This is a genomic window from Mycobacterium gallinarum (assembly GCF_010726765.1).
Lineage (GTDB): Bacteria > Actinomycetota > Actinomycetes > Mycobacteriales > Mycobacteriaceae > Mycobacterium > Mycobacterium gallinarum.
In genome coordinates this window covers 1,758,506-1,778,683 of the sequence record NZ_AP022601.1, presented here as the reverse complement: position 1 = coordinate 1,778,683, position 20,178 = coordinate 1,758,506, and the positions used below count along the sequence as shown (strand labels likewise).

Sequence of the window (20,178 nt, the reverse complement as noted above, 5' to 3'; positions counted from 1 at the left end):
CGTGAACCACCCGCAGTCAGGCGATTGGCGCCAATACCCATTCGCGCTGGTACCGGAAGACCGTCAGCTCGATTTCCCGGCCGCTGAGGCCAACCATCCGCAGTGCGAGTCCGACACGTGGTTTCTGGCCGGTGAACTGACCGGGCAGAGCGGCCGCGGGTACGCATTCCTGTCGATCTTCAACAAGAACCGGCCTGGGCTCGGGGATATCGTTGCCGACTTCTACACGTTCGCGCTGTTCGATCTCGACGCAGGCACCTACGGCACGTACACCGACTACGACATGCCGCCCGCGAACATGGAACCCGGTGCCGTCGCGAAGATGACATTCGCCGACGAATGCCTGGACATCAGCTTTGACAGCAGCGCCGGTCGCGCAGTCTGGCATACCTGTCGCGACGACAACGGCGACCTGGTGCCCTACACCTACGACGTCACGCTCGTCGGCACCGATGCGGCCGGTGCCCAGATGCGGGTGGACCTGCATGTGACCCCGACGCGGGCGCCGGTGCCGCTGGGCGCCGCGGATTTCGGTGGCCGGATCGAATGCTTCGGCCAGGCCGACACCTACTCCTATCTCCAGACCGGATTGACGATGACGGGAACGCTGACGTGGGGCTCGTCGAGCGAGCCGGTCAGCGGCACCGCGGGCCACGTCGACCGGCAGTGGTTCCCGCTGATCGCCAACAGCGGTGGCGCGGACGGCGATGTCCGCTGGCGCGCCCACGAATGGCGCACGATCAACCTCGACAACGGCGTGGACATGAGCATCTGGCGACAGTTCGATCGAGCCGATCGCAATTCACTGCAACCCTTTTCGGGCGCGACCACCAGCTCACCGGAGCCCGACGTCGACCCCGAGTTCGCCGACGACATCGAGGTGTCCATCGAGAGCTACGTCCGCTGGCCCGAAGCGGTTCGGACTCTGTACAAGCCCCCGGCGAAGGCCAGATATCTGCCGGACCGGCACCGACTGACGTCGCGCAAGCTCGATCTGGACCTGACGGGTGAGCCGATGGTGCCGGCGCCAGGACACGGCCTACCCCTGGAGTACATGGAGGGCCCGTTTCACTATCGCGGGACGTTTCGCGGTGAGCCGGTGAGCGGGTTCGCCTTCTACGAAAGGTCTTTGGCGCTCTACCGCGACTGGGAACTGGTCGATGTCCTCGCCAGCATTGTGGGTGACGAGCGCGTGACGACACTGCGCGCACTCGTCGAGGACGGCCGGCGCGACGAAGCCGTGGCACACCTGCGCAACGAGATCCTCCCGTCGGGAGCCGGGATCACCGAGCTCGTCGACGATCTGATCCTGGCGCTGTCTAGCTGATCGCCTCGGCCCACGTCGTGTGGCGGTGCTGCAGTCCGGGCTCATTGCGGCCGAAGACCAGGTGCTCGCGCGCCCCTGACTCGAGGTTGGCCTGCAGTCCCGCGACGAGCGCGTAGTCCTCGTCGCGGACCGTCGAATGCGCGTATTCGAATACCGCCGCCGCGCCCGCGGCCGTCGATTCGTCCGACAGATCCAGCGGAGTCGAGTTCTGGTGCACGGTGATTGAACGGCCCGGCACATCGCTGGGATAGACGCGGAACAGCTCGCCGTTGGCCACGGTGCACGAGATGACGATGTTGGGATGCAACGCGTAGATGACGACCATCGCCTGCAGCGGCTCCCACTGTTCCTCGGGAAGCTCGTCGAGGTCGAGAATACCGTTGAGCGGGAACACAAGTCGATGATGGGGACCAAACGAGTCGAAGACTGTGCAGTTGCTGCGGGCGATCGTCGCGAAGGTCGTCTTGTGCACCGTAGCGAAGTGGTAGTTCTCGGCGAAAGTGTCGATGGCCAACTTCCAATTGATTGGGCAGTCCAGCACTTTCTCGCCCAACGGCGACCAGCGGCCGACGCCCCACGAGTCCAGTTCCTCGGCCAGCGGTCCGAGGAACGCGGGAATGTCCAGGGTGGCCTCGCGGTCCAGCGAAACCCACAGGAAACCTGCACATTCCGCGGCCGGTAATTCGGTCAAACGTGCTGTGCCCGATGAAGTTTCGGGAAACCCCTCCTTGCCTGGTACACCGGCTAGATTGCCGCTGAGATCGTAGCTCCACGAGTGATAGGGGCAGGCGAGGCGGCGGGCGGCTCCGCACCCGTCGGTGATGCGCGACTGCCGGTGCAGACACACATTCTCGAACGCGCGTACCACCGAGTCCGCGGCACGGGTCAGCAGAATGGACCGGCCCATCACCGTCTTGGTGCAGTACGTGCCGGGCCGGGGGAGCTCTGAGACGTAGCCGACCAGTTGGGGGCTTGCCATCAGCATCGCGACATCCCGGGCATGGCGCTCGGCCGACGTGTACGTCTCGGCGGCGACGGTGCTCTCCGTCGGCATGAGGTCGGTGGTCTTGTCCCGCGCGAGCTTCAATGCGCGGCGAGTGAGATCGATCAGTTGGTCGCGGTCCATCACCGTTCCTTGGTCGACGCCCTGGGAGACCATCTGCCTATTTTTATAATGATAGCGACGGTATGTCAAAAATCGCTGGTGGGCCACGTGCCCCGCGTATCGTCCGGACATGCGCGCAGAGCGGATCCTGTCCGAGGACATACCTGCGCCGCCCGACGACGTGCGGGCGTTCTACATCGACCTCGACAACATCAAGACCGTCCATCCGCTTGTTGTCTCGGTGCACAGGACCGAACGGACGGAACTGGTGGACGGCTACTGCCAGAGTTACCGCGTCAAAGACCGAATCCCCTTCGGTCCGTTGACCCTGCCGACGAGCTACACCGCCCACCTCAGAGTCGCGTCAGTCGGACCGGTGATCACTCAGGCACGCCAGTTTCCCCGGGTCCGCCTCTACGGTGTGGTGTCCTTCGATGCCATCGACATGGGAACCAGGCTCGTCGAGCGCTTGACGATCGACGCTCCGCGACTGCTCCACGCGACGACGCTCCGTGAGGCGGTCAAGGCGCACACCAAGATGCTGGCGGGTATCCGCCACCACTTCGGCGGCTAAGCCTCTTCCGCGGGGGATTCGGACGCGTCGAGCACACTGACCGCGATGCCGTAGGGCAAAAAGCGCACCTTGCGGGTGGGGTCGGTGTTGTTCTTGTTCGCGCGTAGCGCATCGAGTTCGGACGGATAGACCTGCTCGATATGGGCGCCGCCGTCGCTGTCGACGGTGTAGATCGCCCATACGCCGTCGCCGGTCTCGCCGGCGGTCTCCGGCTCCCGTTTCGGACGCGAATAGCGGGTGAACTCGTCGACCAAATTGGCCCAACCTGCGCGTTCTCCGGAGGTACTGAGGAATCTGCCCACACCGTCCAAGGCGTCACGCAGCCCTTCACCCGCCTCGCGAACGACGCGGTCGAACTCCTCGGGGTCGATCCCGAACGGCCCGTTCCTGCTCATAGTGGTTCCTCCTCGCGCCCGTGCGCTCCGGCACGGCGTATTCCCAGTGTGCCTGCAGGTGGCGAAGTAGTCGACTGGGGCCGACGCGGGTGGTAGGCAACGGTATGGCTTTCACTCGCTCGGACGTGCTGGCGACCGCCGAGCGGTCGCCGGCGGCGGCCGGTGCCCGCGACAAGAACGCGTGGGTGGGCCTGTTCACCGCCGACGGACGAGTCGAAGATCCGGTTGGCTCGCAGCCCCACCAGGGCCTCGGCGCGATCGGAGCATTCTTCGACACGTTCATCGGGCCCCGCCACATCACCTACCGCCCTGACGCGGACATCGTCACCGGCTCGACGGTCCTCCGCGACGGCGAACTCGACATCGCGATGGGGCCGGTGCAGTTGCACGTGCCGGTCTACATCCGCTACGACGTACGCGAGGGCGGCGACGGACTGAAAATTGCTGCGCTGTCGGCCTTTTGGGAGCTGCCGGCCATGGTCGGTCAGTTCATGCGCGCCGGGTTCGGCGGCCTTCCCGCCGGTCTGCAACTGGCGAGGGCACTGCTCGTGAACCAGGGCGTCGTCGGAGTCCTCGGCTACCTGGGGGGTCTGCGGGGGACCGGTCCGCAGGGCAAGCGGCGGATACAGGAGTTCCTCGACGACGCACGTGCGGGCGACGAGGTCGCGGTGCGCCGTTGGCTCGGCAAGGGAGCAAGCGTGACGAGCGGCGACGACCTCCCGTTGACGACCGCGGAACTGCTGTCGCGCATTGCAGCCGCGCGCCCCCGCAAGATGATCGCCTCCGGGTACAGCGTGGTCGTGGGGTTGGACCGGGACGGGCGCCGTGACGTACTCATCGTCGAGGTGACCGCCAAACCCTTCGCCATCCGCAGAATCCGGTACTTCACCGAGGACCCCGTAGACGGCTGAGGCTGTGCCGGGCCGAACATCGTTTGAGCACGTCGACGCCGGGTAACCGCAGCGCATGAGCCCACGAGACGACAACAAGTCCGAATCCGACGTCGACAACGACGACCACGTCGCCGGGTCGCGCGCGGGAAAGGACGGCGCAGACGACGGCGCTTATGTCGGTCAGACGGCCTCCGACGACGCGCTGGATGTGGGGGAGACGGGAGCCGAGGCGCGCAGCGAAGCGGAGCGCTAGCAGCGGTGTTGTCTCGATTCGGTCGCGTTGGCCGCGGTGCGAATACCGGACGTGAGACGGTATGAGCACCATGCCCGTCGACGATGAGATGACCTACGAGGAATTCGGTCGCCAGTTCTTCGAGATCGCCGTGACCGAAGCGCGCGTCGGCGGTGCGATCGCCGCCATCGCCGGCGACGAATTCGAGATGGGCCCAATGGCCCAGGGGCCCGGCAAGGTCGCCAAGGTGACGGCGAAAGTCAGGGTTCAGGAGCCCCGCCTGACGCGCGACGTCGGCGACCAGATCACTTTCGCCATCCGGATTCCGATCGAGATCGACCTGGTTGTCGACCTGCGGATCGACAAGCCCAAGTTCATGGTTTTCGGCGAGATCGCCCTGCGTGCGACCGCGCGTGCCGCGGCACCGCTGCTGTTGATCCTCGACGTGGAAAAACCCCGGGCGTCCGACATCTCGATCCACGTGACGTCCAAGTCGCTGCGCGGGGAGCTGGTGCGGATACTCGGGGGCATCGACGCAGAGATCCGGCGGTTCATCGCGGCACACGTCGCCGGGGAGATCGACAGCCCGGCCTCGGAGAAGGCCAAGATCATCGACGTTGCGGACAGCATCGACGGCGCCTGGTCGAGCATGTGACGTTCGGGCCACGTACGCTCGCCCCGTGCATCGCAGACTCGCCACCACCTTCGCCCTGTCCACGGGATTACTCACCGCCGCCGTCGTCGCGGCCTCTCCGGCCCAGACCGAACCGGTCGACGGCGCGTTCGTGGCGGCACTGGCCGAGGCCGGTGTCACCGCGGTGGATCCGGCCAGCGCCGCGGCGCTCGGCCAGCAGGTCTGCCCAATGCTCGCAGATCCCGGTCAGACCGCCGCCGACGTGACCAGCAAGGTGGCCGAGGCGGGCGGAATGTCGCTCGGGCCGGCGACGATGTTCACCGGCGTCGCGATCTCCATGTTCTGCCCGGCGATGATGTCGTCGATCGGAAGTCCGGGCTCGCTCGATTCACTGCCGATCCCACTGTCGATTTTGGGGTTCTAGCTAGGCGGGCACGCTCTCGAGCCGCGGACGTTTGGGGCCGCGGCCGTCGCCGGCCGACTTGCCGCGAACGTGGTACCAGAGCCACGGCATCAGCATGTTCTGCGTCCACTGCATCTGCGACACCGCTTGCGACCTCAGCGACGGCCGCTGTGGGGGTCCGTCGACCAGCGCCCAGTCGTGGTTGCTGCCGGGCAGCTCCAGCGCCTCGGCGGCCGCGGCGGCGAACAGCTGGTGCCCCTTGGCCGAGCCGTGGACCCGGTCCGCGCTCCACGTGTCCGGCATCGTCATCGACGGCGCGTTGTAGAGGTCGACGAGTCTAAACCCATGTCGCACTGCGGCTTTGCGGATATCGTCGTTGATCTGGTGGACGCGTGCGGCGATCATCCGCCCGATCGGCAGGATCTTTGCGATGTCCGGGAACGTGGTCGTCAGGACGGTCGCGCCGGACGCGGCAAGCTGCGTGTACAGGTCGTCCAGCTCGGCGAGGGCAGTGCCGAAATACGGGCCGGGGCGCGTCACGTCGTTCATCCCGATGCACACCGAAATCAGATCGGGCTGCAGCGCCAGGGCCGCCGGGAGCTGCTCGTCCAGCAGATCTTTGATCCGCCGGCCGCGGATCGCCAGATTGGCGTAGGTCACGCCGGGGTGGTGGGAGTCGAGCATCGTGGCGAGACGATCGGCGAAGCCGACCAGGCCGTTGGCGTCATCACCGTCCCACAGCCCCTCGGTTTGGCTGTCGCCGATCGCGACGTATCGGGAGTACCCGGGCACACCGGAACTCTAGCGGCGAAGCGCCGCCTCGACCTCCGGCGCCCCGGCCTGCGCCGCGAGTTCACGGTGTCGCTGCGACACCCCGGCCCCGCCCTCGCGCAGCAGGTCGACCAGGTCGGCGACGGCGACGGCCCGGTACGCGTTGAACGCGGCGCCGACGGCCCACCACGACATCAGCGCGTCCAGGCCACGCACCGGATCGGCACCGAGCTCGACCATCGCGGCCACGGTGGCGGGCAGAATCATGCGTGCCGCGAGTTCGATCGGCTGCGTTCCGCTCGGCAATGGCGCGTTGATCGACGCGCCCGCACGCGCCAATGCGCGCACGATCTCCGGGTTGACGTTGTCTGCCGAGTCGTTGAGCACGTGCATCGGGGTGGCGCCGTCGGAATCGACGAGGCCCGGATCGACACCGTGTGCGAGGGCGTGGTTGAGCGCCACGGTGCGTCCGCGTCGCACGATCTCATGCAGAATCGTGGTGAATTTGTCGCCCCGAGCGGACAATTCGATGCGGCGGCCCGCATCGGCATCGGCGTCGATGAGGGCCACCGAGATGCCGGCGGCGAGCGAGCGCAGCGCGTACCACAGGGGTGTGGCACCGCACGCGTCGACGGGGTCGGGATCTGCACCCATCGCCAGGAGTTCGATGACCCCGGTGTCACCGCGATGCGCGCGCTCGAACAGGTCCAGTTCGCTGCGCGCCAGTGGTTCGGTCCAGGCGGGGCGACCGGCCCCGAGCGCGTCGAGCACCGTCAGCGCGCCGGCGCGTCGGGAACCGAGGTCGAACCACGGCCACGGCCCCGTTCCTTTGAGGACGAAATCGCGCTCCGGGATGCGGTGTTCCTCGGTGATGGTTCTGCCGGAATCCTCGTACGCCGAGGCGAACGTCAGGTCGTCGCCGTCGCGCGAAACAATGACTTCGACGGATCCTTCTTGGTAGCGCGCGATCTCAGTCACAAGACACGCATTGTCGCAAAATGCGGGAGGGGCACCCGATGGGATGCCCCTCCTGGTGGTCTACGGGTTACTTCACGTCGACGTAGACGATGTTGTCTTGAACCGTGGAGTAGTTGGTGTTGCTACCGTAAACCGCTTGACCTGCGTTGATGTGTGTGTAGCTCTGGCCTGGGCGAACCGCGACCACCTCGGCCTGGTCCAGCGGGCTGTTGCCGAGGCGATTCACGATCACGGTGTAACCCTGCGACCGTAGTTGCCCGATGGTCTGTACTGCATTGTCCGAGCCGCTGGGTGCGGCTGCGGCCGGAGCCGCCAATCCGATGATCGCGGCGGCGAACCCGCCGACGACTGCGGTGGCAAATCCAATCCTGTTCACGACACTGCCTTCTTTCTTGCTTTCCGAGTTACTCAGGTGAACTCTGAATGCTTAAACCGGCAGTTCAGCGGTTTAATTCCGCTGGCAGAATTTGATCCGTGGTTGGCAGAATCGCCTATGCGTCAACAATATTGACGAGTAGCAGCGGGCTAGAGAAGGCGAGTCAATCTCGTGAGGTTGAGCGGTACTCCGGCAACGCTGAGCTGACCGAGAATGTCCTCGAGTCGCGAGCGCGGCATATCCATCTGCCATTCCGAGACCGACGCCGACAGACACACCGCATCGGGCTCGAAGCGGATGCCGGTGAGCCGCAAACCGTGCGGCAGCTCGGGCAGGTGCACCGGATAGGCCGGTGTTCTGGCAGGCAGCGCCACCCGAGAACGCCGGACGACGAGGACGCGCGGGCGAAGCCACAGTGTCGAACCGTCGAGGCGCGCATCGATCTCGAGGTGGCCGAGCATCGGGCGGCGGGCCATGCGCAGCCGCGCGATGCCGTCGCCGCCCACCTCACCGGACAGCCGCGGTGCCGCCCAGCGGAACAGATCGTCCAGGGCCGACGTGGGCACCTCGAGCGTCAGGTCGACAGGAGCGGCCACCATGACTGGCGGCGCGGTCGGCCGCATGTGCACGTTGTGCAGCACCGCCGTCGCATTGTCGAACGTCTGGTCCCCCCAGCGGATGTCACGCACAGCAACGCGGACGTCGTTGAGTTGTCCCACCGCGAGGCCGCGAACGTCGAGCCTGGAGTCGAATTCCGTGACCGTCACCGTGAGCACGCCGTCGTCGAGTCGAAGGGCGAGCCGGCGGCCCACCACCAGCCTGCGCACGGTCGTGAACAGCGTCCGATACGCCATCGCCGCGCCGCTGCTGACCGGGCCCGTCGCGGCCGACGACCACAGTGACGTCAGCATGTCGATCGGTCGGAACGGATCGAACCGGCGCAGGGGACCCGTCATGCCATCCAGCATCCGCTATCCGTGCCGCGAAACGAAAGGGACGTGGGTGAATCATGATCGGCAACAGGGGACTAGGGCGCGGTGACCTCGTTCCGTAAGGTGGGAACAGATGACTTCAGTGGTGATAGTCGGCAGTGGATTCACCGGCTTCGAATGCGCCCGTCAGCTGGCGCGAAAGTTGCGCAGACAATCCGGGGCTTCGGTCGACATAACGATCATCTCGCCCGTCGATTACATGCTCTACACGCCACTGCTGCCCGATGTGGCAGGTGGACTCGTCGACGCGCGCTTCGTCGCCATACCGCTCGCCAATGCGCTCCGCGGTGTACAGGCGATCAGGGGCAGAGTCGACGAAGTCGACTTCGACGGACGGACGGTGACGTTCACCGACCCCGAGGAGCGCGTGCGCAGCCTGGCGTGGGACCGGTTGGTGCTGACGCCGGGCTCGGTCACCCGGCTGTTCGACATCCCGGGGCTGGCCGAGCACGCGCGTGGTCTCAAGTCGACGGCAGAGGCGCTGTATCTGCGCGACCACGTGCTGGAACAACTGGAACTGGCCGACGTCGACGACGACGCCGGCCGGGCGCAGGCGCGACGGACGGTCGTGGTGGTCGGAGCGTCGTACTCGGGTACCGAGCTGGCCGTACAGCTGCGAGCTCTTGCCGATTCGGCCGCGAAACAGATGGGGTTCGACCCGTCCGCGGTGAAGTTCGTCCTGCTGGACCTGGCCGAGCAGGTCATGCCCGAGGTGGGCGAGAAGCTCGGAGCGGCGGCGCAGCGGGTGCTCAAAGCGCGCGGCATCGACGTCCGGCTAGGTGTCACGCTCGCCGAGGTTCACGCCGAACACGTTGTGCTCAGTGACGACTCGCTGATCCGCACGCACACCGTGGCCTGGGTAACCGGAGTCACCGGCGCGCCGTTGATCGAGAAGCTCGGGCTGCCCACCGAACGTGGTCGTCTGAAAGTCACCACCGAGCTGCAGGTTCCCGGTCACCCCGACGTGTTCGGGGCGGGCGATGCGGCAGCGGTCCCAGACGTCACGCAGCCCGGTAAGATCACGCCGCCGACCGCACAGCATGCCACTCGGCAGGGAAAAGCGTTGGCCCGCAACGTGGCAGCGAGTCTTGGCTTCGGGAAGGCCAAGCCGTACAAGCATCGCAACATGGGCCTGGTGGTCGACCTCGGACCGCGCTACGCCGTCGCCAATCCACTCAACGTGCAGTTGTCCGGCTTCCCGGCCAAGGTGGTGACCCGCGTGTACCACATCTATGCGATCCCGCGATTCGTCAATCGGTGGGCGGTATCGCTGGCCTATCTGACGGATGTGTTCTTCGACAGGTCCGTCGTGTCCTTCGGGCTCTCGACGCAGGAGGATGCGCGGTTCTCCACGAGCGAGGGCATTCCGATGCCCAAACCGGACTGATCAATTTCTGATTGAACTTCGAGGCAGCGGGAACGTTAACCGGTATGGCTACATATCGCGTTTTGAACCCCAAAGGTGACGTTGTCGACACGAAGGACATCGAGAGTGCAGGCGACGCACACGCGTGGTTCGTCGACCAGAAGGCCGATCCGGAACTCGGATGGCGTATGGAGGTCAAGTCCGACGACGGTGACTGGGCGTTCTTCGACAGCAGCGAAGGTGACCGCAAGTACTGACTAGCGCGAGTACTCACTAGGCTCAAGCGGTGCCCAAACTCAGTGCGGGGCTGCTGCTGTACCGCGTCGTCGACGGCGAAGTCGAAGTGCTGATCGGCCATCCCGGTGGGCCGTTCTGGGCGCGCAAGGACGACGCTGCGTGGTCGATACCCAAGGGGGAGTACACCGAGGGTGAGGACCCGTGGGCGGTCGCGCAGCGGGAGTTCTCCGAGGAGCTCGGCAAGCGCGCACCGGATGGCCCACGCATCGACTTCGAACCGGTGAAACAGCCCAGCGGCAAGGTGATCACTGCGTTCGCCGTCCGCGGCGACCTCGACCTCGAGGGCACGTTCTCCAACACCTTCGAGCTGGAGTGGCCCAAGGGCTCGGGGAAGGTCAGGGAGTTTCCCGAAATCGACCGGGTGGGTTGGTTTCCCGTGACTGAGGCTCGGTTGAAGCTGCTGAAGGGCCAGCGGCCGCTGCTCGACCGTCTGGTTTCGGTGCTCGAACACGACGAACCGGACGCGTCTCGATAGCGTTGATGGTCAACGCGCGACCGTGAATTCGCCACCCGGCCGGTGTCCGCAGGTATTCGTCGTCGTAGCGCAGATGCCATACCAGGTCGGTGATTTCACCTCCTGCGATCGTCCAGTGGTGCGCGATGCAGGTGATCCGCCCCAGCGCGTAGTCGGCGCCTTCTCCCGCGGCGTACACCTCGCCGACGATCGCGTGCTCGGTGCGGGTCACGGTGGCCAGCGCCGCCATCGCGGACCGCACACCGTCGCGGCCATGGTGGCTGCGTACCGGTTCCAACGAGCGGGGTGGATCTGGTAGCCGTAGTTCGGCTGTGTGCGTGAACAATTCGACGACGTCATCGAAGCGTCGGTCATCCACGGCTGATGCGTAGATATGCACCAGGTCGGCGAGCGCGAGCCGGTCGGACGTGGTCAGGCTCATGGCAGCGGAGGCAGACCGTTGCTCTCCCGGATATCCATCCGGCATTCACGGCGGGTCTGCCCGGTCTGTTGCATGCACAGGCGCACCGGGTTCTCCTCGGCGTACGGAAGCGGTTCCTCGGTCGGCTCGGTGGTGACCGTGGGACTCGGGACGTCGCCCTCGGTGAGTGACCAGACCGAGTCGCCGGTGGGCTGCAGGGTCGAGCAGTACGCAGTGGAGCCGTCGGCCGTCGTGGAAGTGCTGCCGACGGGTGAACAGTTCGCGCCGATGACCGCGGCGGCGGGTGCCGGCGTGATGGTGGCTGTGGTGGTCGGCGTCGGGGACGGCGTCGTCGGCGTGGGTGACGATGGCGGTTCCGGCGGTGGGGGCAGTGGCGTGGACGTCGGCCCGGTGGGCGTCGGTGAAGTCGTGGTCGAAGCGGATGCCGGGCGGTCTTCGTCGGCGCGCCCGGCCTCGAACACAGCCACCACGATCGCTGCGAGCAGCAGCACCGCCAGGATGGCCGGGACGATGATTCCGGCGCGCATCAGGGGGCGCCGGGGCGCTTTCGCGGGCGTCGGCACCGGGGCGGCGAGGCTGGTGCCCACCTCGGCCGGTGTGTCCGACCTGAGCTGATGGGCGAGCGCCCGCGCGAAATCGGCGCACCGCTCGAAACGGTCGGCCGGGGACTTCGCCAGCGCCTTGGCGAGCACCGGATCCAGCCCGGCCAGCTCCGGGCGCTGAGCGCCGATCGCGGGTGGCGTCGCCGACAGGTGCTGGCTGATGACGACAGCGGGATTCGAATGCTGGAATGGTGGCCTACCGCTCAGCAGGTGAAATGTGGTGGCTGCCAACGCATATTGGTCGGCCCGGCCATCGAGCCGCTCACCCATCAACTGCTCGGGTGCGGCGCAGGACACGGTGCCGACCGTCATGTTGGTCGCCGTCAAGCCGCTGATGTCGTTGGTCCAGCGGGCGATTCCGAAGTCCGCCAGCAGAATCCGCTGATCGCTTCCCTCGGGATTGGCGAGCAGGATGTTGGCGGGTTTCACGTCGCGGTGCAACAGGTTGCGCTGATGGGCGTAGTCCAGGGCGTCGGCCACGGCGGAGATGATCTCGGCGACTTCGCCTCTGGGCATGCCGTCGGGATAGCTCTGACGCAGCAGGCATGCCGCATCGGTGCCCTCGACATAGTCCATCGAGATCCAGAGCTGGCCCTCGAACTCGCCGCGGTCGTGCACGCCGACGATGTGTGGATGCCATAGCGTGGCGGCGATGTCGGCCTCGCGGTCGAACCGTTCCCGGTACTCACCGTCAGCGGACACCGACGCGGGCAGCACCTTCAGCGCGTCGCGGCGCGGCAGCCGCGGATGTTGCGCGAGGTAGACCTCGCCCATACCGCCCGCGCCGAGCAGTCGCACGATCGTGTAACCCGCAAACGTCGCGCCATCGGCCAGCGGCATGGGCGAATAGTACGAGATACCGCTACAGGTCGAGTGTGAGGCGCGACCCGTCGGTGGCCCGGGATATGCAGATCAACATCATCCGGTTCTCGTGTTCGGGGTCTGTGAGCAGGGTGTCGCGGTGGTCGACGGCCCCCGCAACAACACCGAGGACGCGCGTGCGGCACGTCCCGCAGAACCCCTGCTGGCAGGAGTACGGGGCGTCGACATCGGCGCGCTTCAACGCTGCGAGCAGGGTCTCGTCGGCGGCCACGCGGATCTGTTGTCCGGTCGACGCGACCGTGACGTCGAACTCCGTGCCATCGACGACCGGCGGCGCGGCGAACCGCTCGTAGTGGAGTTCGACCTTGTCGCGGCCCGCCAGTTCGGACCGGATCGCGGTGAGCATGGGGGCCGGACCGCACGCGTAGACCGCGGTGCCGTCCGGGCAGTCGCCGAGCAGATCCGACGCCGTCGGTAGCCCGCTGTCGTCGTCGGTGTGGATACGGACCTGTTCGCCGAATTCTGCGACGTCGTCGAGGAACGGCAGGCTGTCGCGGGTACGTCCGGCGTAGACCATCGACCAGTCGACGCCGAGGCGCCGCGCCACCGCCAGCATCGGCAGGATCGGCGTGATCCCGATACCGCCTGCGATGAAACGGAACCGATGTGTCGGAGAGCCGTAGCCGGGCACGGTCAGGGGGAACGCATTACGGGGACCCTGTGTCGTCGCGGTCGCGCCGACCTGGAGAGCGGCATGCACCTCGATCGAGCCTCCGCCACCGTCAGGAATCCTGCGCACCGCAATGCGGTATACGTCGGTGCGGTCGGGATCGCCGCACAGCGAGTACTGCCGCAGCCGTCCGCTGGGCAGGCCGACATCGATATGGGCACCGGGATGCCAACGGGGTAGCGGCCCGCCGTCGGCGGCGGCGAACGTCAGTGCCACCATGTTCTCGTCGTGTGCCACCGTCTGCCTGTCGACCACGCGCAACAGCCGCGTGCGGTCGGACGCTTCCGGCAGCCTGACCCTTCGGGTGACTCCGGACAGCGCATCCATCCCGGAGATGACCGCACCGGCGAAGCCCATCATCACGTCACGGCGCCCCGGCCGGAGCGGGTTGGTCGGCAGCTGCCGGTAGCGCTCGCGCAGCCCCATCACAGGTGCGCCGCGCGGGCCGCGGGAGAGGAAGCCAGATAGGCGACGGCCTGCGCGGTGGAGCCCATCTCCTCCGGTGAGTACGCGCGCCGGAAGTACGTCAGGGTCTGGGAGCCGAACAGCACGCGGAACTTGGGCAGCAGCCCGAGTTCGGAGTCGCGCATCCGCAGGCGCTGCATCTTCCACCACGACATGTCGTTGGCGGGATCGGACCTGAACAGATACCACGTACCGCGCTGGAAGAACGCGAAGATCGCCGACGCGGACAGAGCCATGGCCTTGATGCGGGCGGGGTAGCTGTCGTGGAAGTACACCGCCACGTCGTGGGCGACGCTGCGATGCTCGACCTCCTCGCTGCCGTGCCACCGGAACAGGTCGACCATCGTCGGGTCGGCCCCATGCTCGTCCCAGGTGGAGTTGAGCGCGAAGTCGCCGAGGACGGCGGTGTAGTGCTCGATGGCCGCGATGATCCAAAGACGCTCACAGAGGTTGCTCAGCCGACGCTTCGGATTCGTGGAAGTCGTTGGCGCCAAGACCTTTCCGAACAGATACTCGACCATCTCGAGGATCGGCGCGAGGTCTACGCCGTTGCCGACGAGGAAGTCGCGAATCACGTCGTCGTGGGCGGCGGCATGCGTGGCTTCCTGGCCGATGAACCCGCGGATGTCCTCGGCGAGCTTGGGATCCTTGACCAACGGCAGCGCCTCGTTGAACGTCTCGACGAACCAATGTTCGGCGGTGGGCAGCACGACGTTGAAGAGGTTGATCATGGTGGACGCGACCGGGTGAGCGGGGATCCATTCGAGCGGAACCTCCGCGAGGTCGAACTGCACCTTGCGGGCCTGGATCTGTACCGGTCCCGGGTCGATCTCCGGAGCAGGCAACGCTGCCATGGCGGACTCCTTCACGAGAACGTGGTGCACGGGAGCTTACCGGAAGTAGGTGGGAACGCCGGTATCGGGTTCTTGGCGGATTTCGGGTTTCAACCGCCCGTCTGCGGTCAATAATGCCGCTATGGCGGTGCTAGGCGATGTACTGAACTGGACCCGGCACCAGGTTGCCTCCCGGGTGCCCAGGGCCGACCTCGACCAACGCGACCCCGACTACATCCGTGAGCAACTGCCCGGGCTGTGGCTGCTTGCGTCGCTGTACTTTCGTGCCGACGTCCGCGGTCTGGACCGGATTCCGGCCGACGGCCCCGTGCTGATGGTCGGCAACCACAGCGGCGGCAACCTCCCGCCGGACACGTTCGTCTTCACGCTGGCGTTCTGTTCGTACTTCGGCGTCGAGCGACCGTTTTATCAACTCGCCCACAATCTCGTCGTGTCGATGCCTGGACTCGGCTCGCTCCGCAAGTTCGGCACCGTGGCCGCCAACCACGAAAACGCCGAGCTGGCACTGAAGTCCGGCGCCGCGCTGCTCGTGTACCCCGGCGGTGATTACGAAGTGTTCCGACCGTCGTGGCAGCGGCACGACGTGGATTTCGGCGGCCGCAAGGGCTACGTCAAGCTCGCCCGTGAGGCCGGGGTCCCGATCGTCCCGATCGCCAGCGTTGGCGGCCAGGAGGCGGCGCTGTTCCTCGACCGTGGGCAGTGGCTGGCCAAGCTGCTGATGGTCGACAAGATGGCCCGGCTGAAGAGCGTTCCGATTCTGCTGGCGCCGCCGTGGGGTCTGACGGTCAGCGACATGGTGCCGCGGTTGCCCCTGCCGACGAAGATCGCGATCGAGGTCCAGGACCCGATCGAGCCCGACGACATCGCCGGCAGCGACGACGACGTCGTGCACGAAAAGGTGGAGGCCGCGCTGCAGGCAGGGGTGGACCGGCTTGCGGCGGAACGACGATTCCCGGTGTTGGGCTGATGTGGGCCCACGCCCGAAGGGCCGGGGACGCCTGCGCGAAGAAGAGACGGTTCTGATGAGGGTCCAACGGCAGTGCGTGGTCGACGCCGACCGCGAAGCGGTGTGGAAGGTGGTCAGCAGCCCCGACTGCTACCCGGAGTTCATGGCCAGCCTCGAACGGTGGGAAACAGTCGACGACGGGCCGGCCGGTCTCGGCGCCCGCTATACCGTGCATTGGAAGGTCGGGTCGGTGCCCATCGGCGGTGTCATCGAGGTCGTCGAGTTCGATGCGCCACGCGAATTGTCGTGGGTGGGGCTCACCGGCGTCTCACAGCGCGGACGTTTTCGGTTGCGCGAGACGGCCGACGGCCGCACGAAAGTCACCTTCCGGCTGGCCTATGAATCAGCGGGCAACGTCCTCGGGCTGATCGCGGACCGCGTGGCCGCCGGCCAGGTCGGCCGAAACATGGGTGAGACGCTGAAGAACCTGCGTCACCTGGTCGAAGGCTAGGCCGGTGGCGCGGGGGGAGCGCCTGCGCCAGGAGCGCCCTGGATCGGCACCACCGGCGTCGGGGTCACGGTCGTGACGCCGTTACCGCCCACAGTGGGGCCACCCGACGGGCCCATCTGCTCGAGTTGGTCGGCTGCGGCCTGACTGCAGTCCAGCATCAGCAGGATGCGACCGCCCGATGTCACCTTCTGGCTGTCGACGAGGCAGTTGGCCTGGGACAGCACGCTGCCGAATGATCCGCCGAAGTAACCCTTGTAGCCCTGGGACTTCAAAATTTGCAGCGCCTTGTTGTAGGGCTCGCCGACGACGTTCATGTAGTTCGAGCCGCCCGGCTGGGACATGGCGATTCCCGCTCCGACCAGCGCGGCGGAGCCGACCGCCACGAGCCCCCCGCTCAGCACAACGAGCTTCTTCACGTGAAATGTCTCCCTATGTCGATGCGGTGCGAACATATCGCAGACGTGACGAATGTGAAACCGGAGAAGAAGCGCTCAGTGTTACAGCTGGGATTACACCTGGGTGTTCACCGCGGCCCGCATCACCTGGCCCAACGCGGCCGCCCGCGGATCGGCGAAAACGTCCTCGAGCAGCATTTTCTTGCCGTCCGGGCCCGCCAGCGGCACTCTCCAATTCGGGTATTCGTCCGTCGTTCCCGGCTGATTCTGGGTGCGCAGGTCCCCTACGGCGTCGGCCAGCGAGAGCGCCAGGAGCCTCGACCGCGTCCGGCCCAGGTACTTGTACAGCGCGCTGACCACCTGATCGACTCCGACCTCGTCCAGATCGCCGCTCAACAACCCGACCCGGCGCAGCTCGTCGAGCCACGCGGCCTGCTGGCGGCGATCGGCGGCCAATTCCTCGTCGGCGGGCCGCGTCAGCAGCCCGAGCTCGTCGCGCAGCCGGACATGTTCGCCCGCGAGGTAGCCGGGGGTCGGGGGGAGGTCGTGCGTGGTCACCGAGGACAGGCAGAACTCACGCCAGCGCTCAGCCCGCAGCGGCGCGCCGTCACCGTCTCGGTCGAACTCGAACCACAAGATCGACGTGCCGAACAAGCCGCGCTCGCGCAGATAGTCGCGCACCCAGGGTTCGACGGTGCCCAGATCCTCGCCGACGACGACGGCGCCGGCTCGGTGGGCTTCCAGCGCGACGATCCCGATCATCGCCTCGTGGTCGTACCGCACGTAGGTGCCCTCCGTCGGCGGGGCGCCCTTCGGAATCCACCACAGCCGGAACAGTCCGATGATGTGGTCGATCCGCACGCCACCCGCATGCCGAAGCAGCGTGTTGACGAGCGCGCGGAACGGCTCGTAAGCCTGGTTCGCGAGTTCGTCGGGTCGCCACGGCGGCTGCGACCAGTCCTGGCCGAGCTGATTGAACTCGTCCGGCGGCGCGCCTGCGGTGACGCCCAACGCCAGCACGTCCTGCAGTGCCCATGCATCGGCCCCGTTGGGGTCGACCCCGACGGCGAGGTCATGCATGATGCCCAGCCCCATGCCCGACGCCACCGACGTCGCTTGCGCCGCGGTCAGCTGATCGTCGAGTTGCCATTGCAGCCAGCGATGGAAATCGACGGCCGCCGCGTTGTCGGCGGCGAACCGGGCGACGGCCGGGCTTTCGGGATGGCGCAGCTCCTCGGGCCACTCGTGCCAATCGCCGCCGTGTCTCTCGGCCAGGGCGCACCACGTCGCGAAATCGTCCAGGTTGCGGCCCTGCCGCTCGCGGTAGGCCTGGTATGCCAGTTCCCGGCCCGCGGATCGCGGCACACGGTAGACGGCCTCGAGCGCGGCGCGCTTGTATTTCCAGACGCGGTCACGGTCGACGAGGCGCGACTTGTGTGCGCGCGCCTGCGCATTCGCCCGGGCCTTGACGATGCGGCCCCGATTCTCGACGTACGCGAATTCGGGGATCGCCTCCACCCGCAGGTATATCGGATTGACGAAACGCCGTGAGGTCGGCAGGTAGGGCGACGGCTCCATCGGCGGGGTGGGCGCGGCGGCGTGCAACGGGTTGACGAGGACGAAGCCCGCACCGTGCCGAGACGCCGACCATACGGCGAGATCGGTGAGGTCGGTCAAATCGCCGATGCCCCAAGAGGTTCGCGATCGGACACTGTAGAGCTGGGTGGCCAGACCCCACGTACGTCCCGTCGGCGGCTCCAACGATGCGGGGGAGACGATGATCGGTGAACTGATGTCGGACGTTCCCAGTTGCAGATGCAGTTCGTGATAACCGAGCGGCAGGTCGGCGGGTAACTCGAAGCTTGCTTCGCCGACCAGTCGGCCAGCGAGATCATAAGGGGGACGGTTGTTTTCGAGCTGGCGCAGACCCGTCCGGACCGATCCGTCCTCGAGCCGGATCCACAACCTCACCGGATCGCCGTGTGTGACGTGTACCCAGAACGACGACGTCGATCCGGCGCGGCCGACGATCACCGGCGGCAGCGAGCGAGACCAGTGGTCACGATCGTGTTCTGCCAATGCCGCGGTTCGCCGAGAGTCGGTGGCGGCTGGCACGCCGAGGGCGTCGAGCACGCCGACCAGCGTGGATTCGGAGACCGTGATGCGCCTTCCGCTCCAGTCTTCGTATTCCGTTGCGACGCCGTACCGTCGCGCCAACTCGACGAGCGACTCGGGGAGTTCGGTCATGCGACTATCTTGCCCGCAATCAGTCGACGTCACGCATCAGCAGGTCATCCCAGGTGTCGCGGCGGACCACCAGCCGCGCCGCACCGGCGCGGGTGAACACCACCGGAACCCGGCGGGCGCCGTTGTACTGATTGGACATCGTGTAGCAGTAGGCCCCGGTGACGGGCACCGCGAGCAGATCGCCGATCGATGGTTCGCGCAGTGCGACGCCGTCGACGAGTTGGTCGCCCGATTCGCAGTGCCGTCCCACGACGCTGACGGTTTCGCCGCCACCGACCCGGTCGACGATCGTCGCCTCGAACCGCTGACCGGTGAGCGAGACCTCGAGGTTGTCGCCCATGCCGCCGTCCACCGCGACGTGCGTGACGACGCCGCGTTTGAGGGTCGTCACGCGATAAACCGTGCATGCGCTGTTGGCGACCATGCTGCGGCCCGGTTCGACGATGATGCGGCTGCCGGCGGGCAGCAGCGCCTTGGCCTGCCCCACCATCGCTTCGGCGTACTCGTCGAGTGACGGCGGATGCTCGTCGTAGGTGTAGCGCACCCCGAGGCCGCCGCCGAGGTCATACACCTCGAAGGTGCCCAGCTTCGCGATGGGCTCGACCGCCTGCGCGAGTTGTTCGATGTTGAGCAGCTGCGAGCCGACGTGGGTGTGCACGCCGTCGAGCCGCATCTTGGCGCTGCGCTCGATCCGCGCGATCGCGGAACGGGCGTCGTCGGGCATGAGGCCGAACTTCGACCCCGCATGCCCGGTCGCCTGCGAGGCATGGGTGGCGGCCTCCACGCCCGGGATGACCCGGACCAGGCACGGCTGCTGATGTCCGGCGGGAACGATGCGCTCCAGCCGGTCGATGTCGTCGAAGTTGTCAACCACCACGAGGCCGACGCCGTGCTTTACAGCCAGGCCGAGTTCGTCGTCGGATTTGGCGTTGCCGTGCAGCAGAATCCGGGCTGGGTCGGCGCCCGCCTTGAGAGCGGTCCGGATCTCGCCGCCGCCGGCGACGTCGAGGTGCAGACCCTCCTCGACCATTACCCGCTGAACCGCAGTGCACGGGAACGACTTCGAGGCAAACGCCACATCGCACCGCGGCCAGCGAGACCGGAAGGCGCCCAGGTAGTCGCGGGCGCGCTGCCGCAACGCGTCTTCGGATACCACGATTGCCGGCGTGCCGAATTGCGCGGCCACGTCGTCGAGCCGGCAACCGCCGACCACGAGGGTCCCGTCGCTGTCGGTGCGGGTGCCCGGCGGGAAGAGACCGACCAATTCGTCGGCCGTCGTCTCGGCTTTTTTCCGCTCTTCGCCCGAGCGCTCATCGCCGTGGATCGTCATCGCCCCAGCGTCTCACCGCGGGTGCGCGCGTGAACGC

At 66.8% G+C, this 20,178-nt stretch carries 23 protein-coding genes and 1 pseudogene; 11 read left to right on the top strand and 13 right to left on the bottom strand.

The genetic code is table 11. The annotated features are described in order from the left end of the window. The first annotated feature begins 1 nt into the window (after window position 1). The gene (locus G6N42_RS08860) at window positions 2–1,327 is read left to right on the top strand and encodes a lipocalin-like domain-containing protein (protein ID WP_232076110.1); all 1,326 of its coding nucleotides are present in this window, start codon (window positions 2–4) and stop codon (window positions 1,325–1,327) included. On the opposite strand, the gene G6N42_RS08855 is transcribed toward G6N42_RS08860, so the two are convergent. Next, on the bottom strand, window positions 1,320–2,453 hold the full coding sequence (locus G6N42_RS08855; protein WP_163737202.1) for an aromatic ring-hydroxylating oxygenase subunit alpha: 1,134 nt from the start codon (window positions 2,451–2,453) through the stop codon (window positions 1,320–1,322). The genes G6N42_RS08860 and G6N42_RS08855 overlap by 8 nt on opposite strands. Before the next feature lie 109 nt (window positions 2,454–2,562). Here G6N42_RS08855 and G6N42_RS08850 point away from each other — a divergent pair, with 109 nt between their 5' ends. Beyond that, entirely contained in the window at window positions 2,563–3,006 is a 444-nt protein-coding gene (locus G6N42_RS08850) for an SRPBCC family protein (protein ID WP_163728629.1), read from the top strand. On the opposite strand, the gene G6N42_RS08845 is transcribed toward G6N42_RS08850, so the two are convergent. Next, complete coding sequence (locus G6N42_RS08845) at window positions 3,003–3,401, bottom strand: Rv0313 family protein (RefSeq protein WP_163728626.1); 399 nt, start codon at window positions 3,399–3,401, stop codon at window positions 3,003–3,005. The two genes, G6N42_RS08850 and G6N42_RS08845, sit on opposite strands and share 4 nt — an antisense overlap. Window positions 3,402–3,505: 104 nt before the next feature. On the opposite strand from G6N42_RS08845, the gene G6N42_RS08840 reads away from it, so the two are divergent. The 4 genes from G6N42_RS08840 (at window position 3,506) to G6N42_RS08825 (ending at window position 5,584) form a co-directional block, all read left to right on the top strand. Then, entirely contained in the window at window positions 3,506–4,312 is an 807-nt protein-coding gene (locus G6N42_RS08840; protein WP_163728623.1) for a nuclear transport factor 2 family protein, read from the top strand. A 55-nt stretch (window positions 4,313–4,367) separates the two neighbouring features. After that, window positions 4,368–4,547 (top strand): hypothetical protein, encoded by a 180-nt coding sequence (locus tag G6N42_RS08835; RefSeq protein ID WP_163684978.1) that lies wholly within the window; start codon window positions 4,368–4,370, stop codon window positions 4,545–4,547. Between the two features lie 61 nt (window positions 4,548–4,608). After that, window positions 4,609–5,181, top strand: a complete 573-nt coding sequence (locus tag G6N42_RS08830) for a hypothetical protein (RefSeq protein ID WP_232076109.1) — start codon at window positions 4,609–4,611, stop codon at window positions 5,179–5,181. 25 nt (window positions 5,182–5,206) lie between these two features. Continuing rightward, complete coding sequence (locus G6N42_RS08825) at window positions 5,207–5,584, top strand: DUF732 domain-containing protein (protein WP_163728620.1); 378 nt, start codon at window positions 5,207–5,209, stop codon at window positions 5,582–5,584. Here G6N42_RS08825 and G6N42_RS08820 read toward each other — a convergent pair whose 3' ends face one another. The 4 genes from G6N42_RS08820 to G6N42_RS08805 all read right to left on the bottom strand — a co-directional run bounded on the left by G6N42_RS08820 (window position 5,585) and on the right by G6N42_RS08805 (window position 8,644). Then, on the bottom strand, window positions 5,585–6,355 hold the full coding sequence (locus tag G6N42_RS08820) for an SGNH/GDSL hydrolase family protein (protein WP_163728617.1): 771 nt from the start codon (window positions 6,353–6,355) through the stop codon (window positions 5,585–5,587). A 9-nt stretch (window positions 6,356–6,364) separates the two neighbouring features. Further along, the gene (locus tag G6N42_RS08815) at window positions 6,365–7,312 is read right to left on the bottom strand and encodes an ankyrin repeat domain-containing protein (RefSeq protein WP_163728614.1); all 948 of its coding nucleotides are present in this window, start codon (window positions 7,310–7,312) and stop codon (window positions 6,365–6,367) included. Between the two features lie 67 nt (window positions 7,313–7,379). Continuing rightward, entirely contained in the window at window positions 7,380–7,688 is a 309-nt protein-coding gene (locus G6N42_RS08810; protein WP_083127213.1) for a hypothetical protein, read from the bottom strand. A 149-nt stretch (window positions 7,689–7,837) separates the two neighbouring features. Continuing rightward, window positions 7,838–8,644: a hypothetical protein gene (locus tag G6N42_RS08805; RefSeq protein WP_163728612.1), complete on the bottom strand. Its 807-nt coding sequence runs from the start codon at window positions 8,642–8,644 to the stop codon at window positions 7,838–7,840. 109 nt (window positions 8,645–8,753) lie between these two features. Between G6N42_RS08805 and G6N42_RS08800 the strand changes: the two genes are divergently transcribed. Genes G6N42_RS08800 through G6N42_RS08790 form a run of 3 tightly spaced genes read left to right on the top strand, consistent with a single transcriptional unit; the run spans window position 8,754 to window position 10,818 of the window. Further along, the gene (locus G6N42_RS08800) at window positions 8,754–10,067 is read left to right on the top strand and encodes an NAD(P)/FAD-dependent oxidoreductase (RefSeq protein WP_163728609.1); all 1,314 of its coding nucleotides are present in this window, start codon (window positions 8,754–8,756) and stop codon (window positions 10,065–10,067) included. Window positions 10,068–10,111: 44 nt separating this feature from the next. Further along, on the top strand, window positions 10,112–10,303 hold the full coding sequence (locus G6N42_RS08795) for a hypothetical protein (RefSeq protein ID WP_099039142.1): 192 nt from the start codon (window positions 10,112–10,114) through the stop codon (window positions 10,301–10,303). Between the two features lie 29 nt (window positions 10,304–10,332). Next, a complete protein-coding gene (locus G6N42_RS08790) occupies window positions 10,333–10,818 on the top strand; it encodes an NUDIX hydrolase (protein ID WP_163728606.1) in 486 nt (161 codons plus the stop codon). 76 nt (window positions 10,819–10,894) lie between these two features. On the opposite strand, the pseudogene G6N42_RS08785 reads toward G6N42_RS08790, so the two are convergent. The 4 genes and pseudogenes from G6N42_RS08785 to G6N42_RS08770 form a co-directional block, all read right to left on the bottom strand. Beyond that, window positions 10,895–11,239: pseudogene (locus tag G6N42_RS08785) on the bottom strand (nuclear transport factor 2 family protein); the annotation flags it as partial. Continuing rightward, window positions 11,236–12,681, bottom strand: coding sequence for a serine/threonine-protein kinase (locus G6N42_RS08780; RefSeq protein ID WP_163728604.1), 1,446 nt, complete (start codon window positions 12,679–12,681; stop codon window positions 11,236–11,238). The pseudogene G6N42_RS08785 and the gene G6N42_RS08780, both read right to left, overlap by 4 nt. A 22-nt stretch (window positions 12,682–12,703) precedes the next feature. After that, window positions 12,704–13,819, bottom strand: coding sequence for a PDR/VanB family oxidoreductase (locus tag G6N42_RS08775; protein WP_163728602.1), 1,116 nt, complete (start codon window positions 13,817–13,819; stop codon window positions 12,704–12,706). Then, window positions 13,819–14,712, bottom strand: a complete 894-nt coding sequence (locus G6N42_RS08770; RefSeq protein WP_163728600.1) for a metal-dependent hydrolase — start codon at window positions 14,710–14,712, stop codon at window positions 13,819–13,821. The genes G6N42_RS08775 and G6N42_RS08770 overlap by 1 nt, the downstream gene beginning before the upstream one ends. Window positions 14,713–14,833: 121 nt before the next feature. Between G6N42_RS08770 and G6N42_RS08765 the strand changes: the two genes are divergently transcribed. Beyond that, entirely contained in the window at window positions 14,834–15,679 is an 846-nt protein-coding gene (locus tag G6N42_RS08765; RefSeq protein WP_163728598.1) for a lysophospholipid acyltransferase family protein, read from the top strand. A 55-nt stretch (window positions 15,680–15,734) separates the two neighbouring features. Next, window positions 15,735–16,169: an SRPBCC family protein gene (locus tag G6N42_RS08760; RefSeq protein WP_163728596.1), complete on the top strand. Its 435-nt coding sequence runs from the start codon at window positions 15,735–15,737 to the stop codon at window positions 16,167–16,169. Here G6N42_RS08760 and G6N42_RS08755 read toward each other — a convergent pair. The 3 genes from G6N42_RS08755 to lysA form a co-directional block, all read right to left on the bottom strand. Further along, window positions 16,166–16,585: a hypothetical protein gene (locus tag G6N42_RS08755; protein ID WP_163728595.1), complete on the bottom strand. Its 420-nt coding sequence runs from the start codon at window positions 16,583–16,585 to the stop codon at window positions 16,166–16,168. The two genes, G6N42_RS08760 and G6N42_RS08755, sit on opposite strands and share 4 nt — an antisense overlap. Window positions 16,586–16,678: 93 nt before the next feature. Next, window positions 16,679–18,811: a 4-alpha-glucanotransferase gene (gene malQ, locus G6N42_RS08750; protein ID WP_163728593.1), complete on the bottom strand. Its 2,133-nt coding sequence runs from the start codon at window positions 18,809–18,811 to the stop codon at window positions 16,679–16,681. Between the two features lie 19 nt (window positions 18,812–18,830). Beyond that, window positions 18,831–20,141, bottom strand: coding sequence for a diaminopimelate decarboxylase (gene lysA / locus G6N42_RS08745; RefSeq protein ID WP_163728592.1), 1,311 nt, complete (start codon window positions 20,139–20,141; stop codon window positions 18,831–18,833). Window positions 20,142–20,178: the final 37 nt, after the last annotated feature.